Source organism: Nostoc cf. edaphicum LEGE 07299 (assembly GCF_015207245.1).
Classification (GTDB): Bacteria; Cyanobacteriota; Cyanobacteriia; order Cyanobacteriales; family Nostocaceae; genus Nostoc; species Nostoc edaphicum_B.
On the sequence record NZ_JADEXF010000152.1, the window covers coordinates 1 to 7394 of the forward strand.

General features: G+C 41.6%; 8 protein-coding genes. 1 reads left to right on the plus strand and 7 read right to left on the minus strand.

The window, feature by feature from the left end:
- The coding region (locus IQ229_RS06540) for a hypothetical protein (protein WP_228013234.1) at positions 1–1128 on the plus strand (1128 nt) is incomplete at its 5' end.
- A gap of 454 nt (positions 1129–1582) precedes the next feature.
- Here the strand turns inward: IQ229_RS06540 and petJ are convergent.
- The 7 genes from petJ to IQ229_RS06575 form a co-directional block, all read right to left on the minus strand.
- Complete coding sequence (petJ, locus tag IQ229_RS06545) at positions 1583–1927, minus strand: cytochrome c6 PetJ (RefSeq protein WP_194042319.1); 345 nt, start codon at positions 1925–1927, stop codon at positions 1583–1585.
- 244 nt (positions 1928–2171) lie between these two features.
- Positions 2172–2591, minus strand: a complete 420-nt coding sequence (gene petE / locus IQ229_RS06550; RefSeq protein ID WP_194042321.1) for a plastocyanin — start codon at positions 2589–2591, stop codon at positions 2172–2174.
- A 242-nt stretch (positions 2592–2833) separates the two neighbouring features.
- A complete protein-coding gene (psbV, locus tag IQ229_RS06555) occupies positions 2834–3325 on the minus strand; it encodes a photosystem II cytochrome c-550 (RefSeq protein WP_194042323.1) in 492 nt (163 codons plus the stop codon).
- Positions 3326–3458: 133 nt separating this feature from the next.
- Positions 3459–3674, minus strand: coding sequence for a hypothetical protein (locus IQ229_RS06560; RefSeq protein WP_194042325.1), 216 nt, complete (start codon positions 3672–3674; stop codon positions 3459–3461).
- Positions 3675–3862: 188 nt separating this feature from the next.
- A complete protein-coding gene (locus tag IQ229_RS06565) occupies positions 3863–4699 on the minus strand; it encodes a carbohydrate ABC transporter permease (protein WP_194042327.1) in 837 nt (278 codons plus the stop codon).
- Complete coding sequence (locus IQ229_RS06570; protein WP_194042329.1) at positions 4696–5604, minus strand: carbohydrate ABC transporter permease; 909 nt, start codon at positions 5602–5604, stop codon at positions 4696–4698. The genes IQ229_RS06565 and IQ229_RS06570 overlap by 4 nt, the downstream gene beginning before the upstream one ends.
- Before the next feature lie 334 nt (positions 5605–5938).
- Positions 5939–7159: an ABC transporter substrate-binding protein gene (locus IQ229_RS06575; RefSeq protein ID WP_194042331.1), complete on the minus strand. Its 1221-nt coding sequence runs from the start codon at positions 7157–7159 to the stop codon at positions 5939–5941.
- Between the last annotated feature and the right edge of the window lie 235 nt (positions 7160–7394).

A 7394-nucleotide genomic window follows, 5' to 3' on the forward strand; every position in this document is an offset into this window, starting at 1 on the left:
ACAAGGCAGTCTTTGCGGATGATTCCTAGTGATAATTTGCGGTTTGATGCTTCTAAATTTGATAGTTCTAAATTTAATACCAGCGCTAGATTTTCTCAACCAGTTCCTCGTGTAAATGTGAATGAGAGTGTCGCCAAATACGAGCCACCTAAGCCGCTAGCTGTCAATAGGTTGCCAGAATTGCAGTCGCAGCAAATACCTGCTGATCTTCTGCGCACTCCCCAGCCTCCAATCTTATCTGAGACTACACCCGTTGCAACAGCACAGGTAAATACGACTTCGCAGCCAATGACGCAACCAATTCCTAATGCGTCGTCTACAATTGCTCAAAACCCGCTGATAAATTCTTTAAAACAAGCTCCAAGGAATGGGAATACTTTAATTGGAACTAGGGGCAGCACGCTACAAACAGGGGATTTATCAGCGAAGGGAACTCAACAGGCAATTGCACAGTTAGACTCCTACGCCAACCTGAGAAAGGAAGTCCAGCAACAATACCCCAACGCTGAACAAAAACCAGTCATTCGCCAAACATTATCCACGAATAAGTCAAATCTTGAAGGTGCTGTTTTGGGAGTATTGGTGGTAGATCCTGATGGTAAAGTCTTAGATATCAAATTTCAAGACAAGTTAATTTCCCCGGAATTGCAATTAAAAGCAAGGCAATACTTCAACAAGCAATCCCCCAAGGGAGATAAACAAATTAGTTCCTATCCATTTAATCTACGTTTCCAAAACAGTACGAGCAATCTTACTGGGACTACTCAAGAGCAAAACCCCTCATCATTATCTACACCGGGAATCAATAATAATCAGATTACCCCCTCACCAGCAGCTACTTTTAAACCATTACCTGATTTACAAATCAGAAATAACCCGCCTACGTCCTCACCAACAGGTACTCTCAAACCATTAACTGCACCAACAGGTACTCTCAAGCCATTATCTGAACTACAAATTAAAAATAACCAGCCTACGCCTTCATCGGCAGCTACTACTTCTGAACCTTTATTGTTGCCAAAAATCAATCAGGTTCAGTCTACATCTGCTGCTGAATCGGATAAAAAATTAGTAGAACGGTTGCGCGAAGTCAAGGAAAACAGACAAAAGTCTAATCCAGAAAAATAATCGCCCGTTGATGATGGATTCAGGTAGGAGTGATTTATCTAGACGCATTTGCAGCGTCTGATAAAGAAGCGGCTACTCTACGATTTCTCCACTGGAGTAACCGCAGGGTGTTCTTCTACCTGAAAATCATTGTTTTCGATTATTTTTTGCGTAAGTCCTGTTTAAAATACAATTTGTTTGGGTTAAGGTTTATTGATGTAGAGACGCGATAAATCACGCCTCTACATCATGGTTTTGGGTTTAAAATATTGTTTTTTATAGTTGACAAATTAGCATCGCTAGTCCGTCATACATCACACTTAACTTAGAAGTTCTTTAAAAGCTTCCAAGAAGGAAATGCACTGAGGGATTTCAAACAAATAAATTCTCCAATGTTTTGGGGTGAGCGTCTAGCTGGCTATTAACTAAAGATAGGCAAACGCTCACCCCAAAAAAACTATACTGTATAGCTACTTTACCAACCTTGTTCTGCATTTTGAAAAACGTAAGCAGCTACCTCCAGAATCTCCTCAGAACTTAACTTGGCTTTAAAAGCAGGCATGGCATTTTTACCATTTTGCACTTGGTGGATAATCGCCTCGATTGAGTCTTGATTGTAATTTTCTAGGTACTTTGACAATGCTTCCTTTTTTAAGGTTTTCTGGCTGATAAGGATGTTACCGCCACCTATATGGCAAGAAGCGCAGTTAGCCTCGAAAATTTTAGCACCGTTGGATGTTTCGGCAGCTAGTGCTGGACTAATGAATGTAAATTTGAATATGGCGATCGCCGACAGTAAAATTAATAAAAGTATTCTCAACAGTATTTCCTCGCAACAAGCCTCCAGCAAGAGTATAAACGCGATTAATCCCTGATTAAGTCAAATTTGATCAAAATTGGCGGTAACAAGTTCACTCCTCGAACGCTACACATTGTTTAGCGTCTTAGGGAAAGATAGAACTCGTTACCGCCATTTCTGCATTTTGTGCGTCACTCTAGGAGTGTAGCGTGTGGCGATGAGCTAATTTCACTGAGTAATTATCTCGTGTCAAACGCTGGTGTTTCTAGCCTTCGACAGTAATTGTACCAACCATGCCAGCGCCACGATGAGGTTCACAGTAGAAGGTGTAGTCACCAGCAGGCGCGTCTGCTGCAAAGGTGGTCGTTTCCTTTTGACCAGGACTCATGAGCAACTTTTTATGAGACAGAGATTTAGCTAAATCGGCGCTCTTAGTGGGGTTTTTGGCAGCATCAAACACAACATTATGGGGAGGAACTTTATTGTTCACCCATTCAATAGTGTCACCCGGTTTGATGGTCAATTTTTTCGGTTCAAATGCCAGCATTCCTTTATCACTACCCAATTTCACCTGGTAGGTTTCAGCCGAAGCACTGGGTGTAAAAACAGCAAAGCTGCTAACAACTAAAAGGATTGTCAACACAGCTAAACTAAGGCGTCGCCAGCTTGCCGAAATTAATTTCATAGCTCTCTCCTAACAAACAATTTTTTTCCCTTTCTCATTTTAAATAAAATCAACACCAAATATGACAATCTGTCATAGATCAATTTTTTTTTTAAGAATGGAGAGCAATTTATTGCAAAAAGCTGTCCAATAAGTAGTAAATGGGGAATGGGGAACGGGGAATTAGGAGTAGGGACTGAATTCTTCCCAATGCCCTATTCCCAATGCCCAATACCCTATTCCCAATGACTCAACCCCAGGATTTAGTAATAGATTTTTCCGCCTCCCCACTTAGTACCAACGATTTTGGGTTGTAAGAGAATATGACCGGCGATTGCTTCCAAGTCATCATCCGTCAGATTTCGCATTGCTGTGAAAATATCTGCACTTTTCATACTGGGGTGTATTTCGGAAATCTCTTCTTCCCCGTCGTAAGTAGTGGGATTTTTCAGGTAATCTACCAAACCTTCAATGTTGTTACGGTTAGGTGTTGCCAGTGCCAAGTCCTCTGGAGTGAGTCCCACGTTTTGGTTTGTCTTGGTAACTCCCCCAGCATGACATTGGGCGCAAGCGTAATTAAATAAGCGTTTGCCTTCTTTGACTTGTTTAAGGCTGAGTACAGTGACCTCACCTTGAGTATTTAATGGCACTGTTCGGGTAGCTTCATCCAGTTCCACTGCTGTCGCGCTACCGACAATCAACTGAAACGAAAGTAAAACAGTAGCCACAACAACGCCAATTAGTCTTATAAACATGTTTCCCCTTAAAGATTTTGACGCTCAACACAGCTAAGAACACGATTCTCAATCTCCAAGCTGCTAATTGCTAATGACTCATTGTTTTTTATCATTAGCTATCAGTTATTAGCCAAAATTCTGAGATAACCCTTCAGGTGACTTCGTGATCACCCACCAAGTCGTTAGTACCTTTGGGACGTATTTCAGAGGATATTTGGGAAATAATTGCCTTTGCATCTTCTAACGCCAAACGGGTCTTTTGGTGTTTGTAGGCGATTCCCAGTTGGTTGCACAGAGAAAACACTTGTTCTACAGGAATGCTGTAGTCAGCTGCTATCTCTGCGATCGATAGGTCTGCAAAACCCATAATGCTTGTTTACTGATAGATAGAGATTGAGTCGCTGTAATACCAATATCACGTTAGGAGTGCAATTTGTTGCCCAAAATACTGTTTTGGGAATAGGGCATTGGGAATGGGGCATGGGGCATGGGGAACAGAGAGAGCAAAGGAGAATAATTAATGCCCTATACCCTATGCCCCATTCCCAATGCCTATTAACCTTTTCCCCCGGTAAAGGTGACGCTTTGAATAAAGTAACGATTAAAAAAGGCATAAATGCCTAAAGCTGGCAGGGTAAAGACCATAGAAGCCGCCATAATGTAGTTCCAATAGCTGATGTATTGACCTTTGAAAGTGTTCAGCCCCAAGGGGAGGGTAAACATTTCTGGGTCAAATAGGATAACTATAGGCAGTAAAAAATTATTCCAACTTCCCATGAACACAAAAACTGCCTGTGCTGCTAGTGCTGGTTTTGCCAAAGGTAAGACAATGTGTCGAAAAATTCCAAAAGTATTTAAGCCATCGAGTTGAGCTGCTTCTTCTAGTTCTTTAGGAAAATTAACGAAAAACTGCCGCATCATGAAGATAAAAGTGGCATTAACCATGCTAGGAACAATCATGCCTTGGTAAGAATTCAGCCAGCCGATCGCTTTTAAAATTAAAAAAGTGGGAATCAGGGTGATTTGCGTCGGTACTGCCAGTACTGCCAGGATGAGAAAGAACCAAAAGCGTTTGCCCACAAAGCGCAGTCTTGCCAAGGCATAACCAGCCATTGAATTTAACAACAAGTTTAAAAGCGTGACGCTGACAGCGATCGCTACACTGTTGAACAACCAACGCCAAAATAGCGGTTCTTGGAGAAAGATTTGCCTGTAGTTGTCAAGAGTAAAATGTTTAGGGAGAAAGTTGGGTTCACCACTGACAATCTCTGTTAGGGGCTTAAATGATGCTGAAAGTGCCCAGAGAAAGGGAATTAGGGTAACGATGGCATAGAGTGTCAGTAAGACGTATAACAGGGCTTTGAGCCAGGATAAGCCAGAGGTGTTAGTCAAATCCGTTCGCCTCCGAAAAGTCGCCGTTGAATCAAAGTGATGACAATGATCGCTGCTGCTAACAGAAATGCGATCGCAGCTGCATATCCCATTTGTAAATTCCGAAACACAGCTTGGTAAATCAGCAGCACCACAGTTAAGGTAGCGTTGTTTGGCCCGCCAGTACCGCCAGAGAAGATGTAAGACTGGTCAAAAAGTTGAAAAGTGCCAATTACCCCCACTGTCGCCACAAAGAAGGTTACAGGCTTAAGCAAGGGAAGAGTAATGTGGATAAATTGCTGCCATCCATTTGCGCCATCAAGTTCCGCGGCCTCGTAAAGTCTTTGGGGTATATCTTGCAACGCCGCCAGATAAATCACCATGAAAAACGGTGCAGTTGACCAAATGTTCATAATCATAATGCCTTTGAGCGCAACTGCTGGATCGCCCAACCAGTTATAAGTAGGTAGCCCAACAAAAGCAAGAAAATCATTTAGTAGCCCATCAGTGTTATAAATCCACATAAAGATGAGTGTCAGCACTGCTGAAGAAGTGACTGTGGGTAAAAAGTAGAGGATGCGCCACCAGTTTTTACCGCGAATCCCAGAATTCAGAGTTACCGCCAAAATTAAAGCCAGGATAGTTTGAGTTGGCACAACAATAGCTACATATTCGGCTGTGTTTCTCAAAGCAATCCAAACTCTTTCATCTTCCGCTAATCGTGTGAAGTTCCGAAAACCGATGAACTCGTATTCAATACCGCCAAGAAGTTGCACTTTTTGCAAGGAAAGAAATACGGCGTAGAGAATAGGTAAGACTACAAAAGTCCCCAAAACTAGAATAGTGGGCATCATAAACATATACCCAGCCAAGTCTTCTGTGATATTCCACCTGGGGTTACTCCGCCGTCGGCTAATTTCAAACACTACTAAACCTCCGCTTAATCCCGCCGCACTAACCCGACTGTAGCGATAGGTTGTGCATGATTATTTATCGTACTCCTGTACAAAAATATTTCACCTCATCAAATAATTCTCTACCTTTGGAAAGCGTAGATCAAAGCTTGTCCCATCCTACATAAGTCAGCAGTTATATGATGCTGCTCCTGAACCCAAACAGCTTTTATTAATTCCAAAAGCAGAACATTTCCAAATTTACCAGCCGGGAATAAATTCGTATTTGCAAGGAATGCAGAAGTTTATCGAAAATGGGAGTCTCGCCAGAAAATGGAGAGTGAGAAATAGGAGAATTTTCAATTGCTTAATTCATTGCTTTAATCTGCTGATTTGCTTCATTCTGTGCCCTCAGCATCGCTTCTTTTAATGGTTGTTGCCCAAGTAAGGCGCTGACAAACTGATTTTCAAAGTTATTTACGATCGCACTTGGATATTGACCCACCTGCCACGGTGTAGCATAATTAACTCCTGCAACTAATGGCGATCGCAAGGGGTCTTGGTCATAGCCTAAATTCTTTGCTACTGATTTACGTGTTGGCAAAGCAAACCCTGTTCCTGTCCACTTTTGCATTCCTTCTTTACCTGTGAGATAAGAAATCAACTCCCAAGCTTCGGCTTTGTGTTGTGCTTGCTTATTCATCACGTAGGCAACTGTAAACACCATCGTGCCTTTTTTATCATTAATAGTAGGAACTGGTGCGGTAGCAAATTCTACTTGGGGAAAAGTTTCAGTTAGATAAGGAATTGCCCAGTTACCTTCAATCACCATTGCTACTTTACTCTGACCAAACATTTCACTACCTGAGTTTGTCCCTACATCAGATTTTTGGGCAGAGGAACGATCTTTTTGATACTGGTTTACTACTAACTGTAAACCCTGTAAACCTGACTCACTGGCAAAAGTAGCATAACCATTTTTATCTACGAGTTGTCCACCAAAGGCTTTAATTTTATAAGCTTGACGCGCTAATTCTGGAATTTCCCCAAAGCCGTATTTGTTAAGTTTGCCTGTCAATTGTTTCGAGTAGTTACGTAATTCATCCCAAGTTGCTGGCGGATTACTTAGACCTGCGGCGGCGAAGGCTTTTTTGTTATAAAACAGAGCCAAGGTTGAATAGTCTTTGGGAAGACCGTAAATCTGATTTTGGTATTTGAAACTGTCGAGTAGGGTATCCTCAAAATCCGCAAGGTCAAATTCAGGGGTGATATAACTTTCTAACGGTTCTAGGACATTTTGACTCATTAAGAAAGGAGCTTCCAGCGCATCCAGATAAAAAACATCGGGCGCAGCTTCCCCAACTAAACGAGTTTTGATTACATCCATGTATTGGTCGGAAATTACCTCATATTTGACCTTAATCGTTGGATGTTGTGCTTCAAAGTCTTGCAGTACTTGTCTCAATAGTTTTTGCTCAACGGGAGAGCCTCCCCAACCACTAAGTTTGATGGTGACTGCGGTAGATGCTAACGGTTTGCTTGGCAATTGTAGGCTTTGACAAGCAATAATAGCGATCGCGATCGCCATCACCAAAGCCAAAAAATTAAATAATCCTTTATTGTTCACAAACAAATAATATTCTCTTTCCTCGCTTATAACTTGTGTTATTAAGGAATGATATTTTACTTATTTGAAATTTTGGCTGAAAATTGCAAGCTAAAATAACGAAAAATTATCAGCAATGCTAATTAAAGCATACTGAGTCCCTTTGCAACCTGATTTGTCCGAGGATACTTCACCCATAATTTATGTTGATGGATTC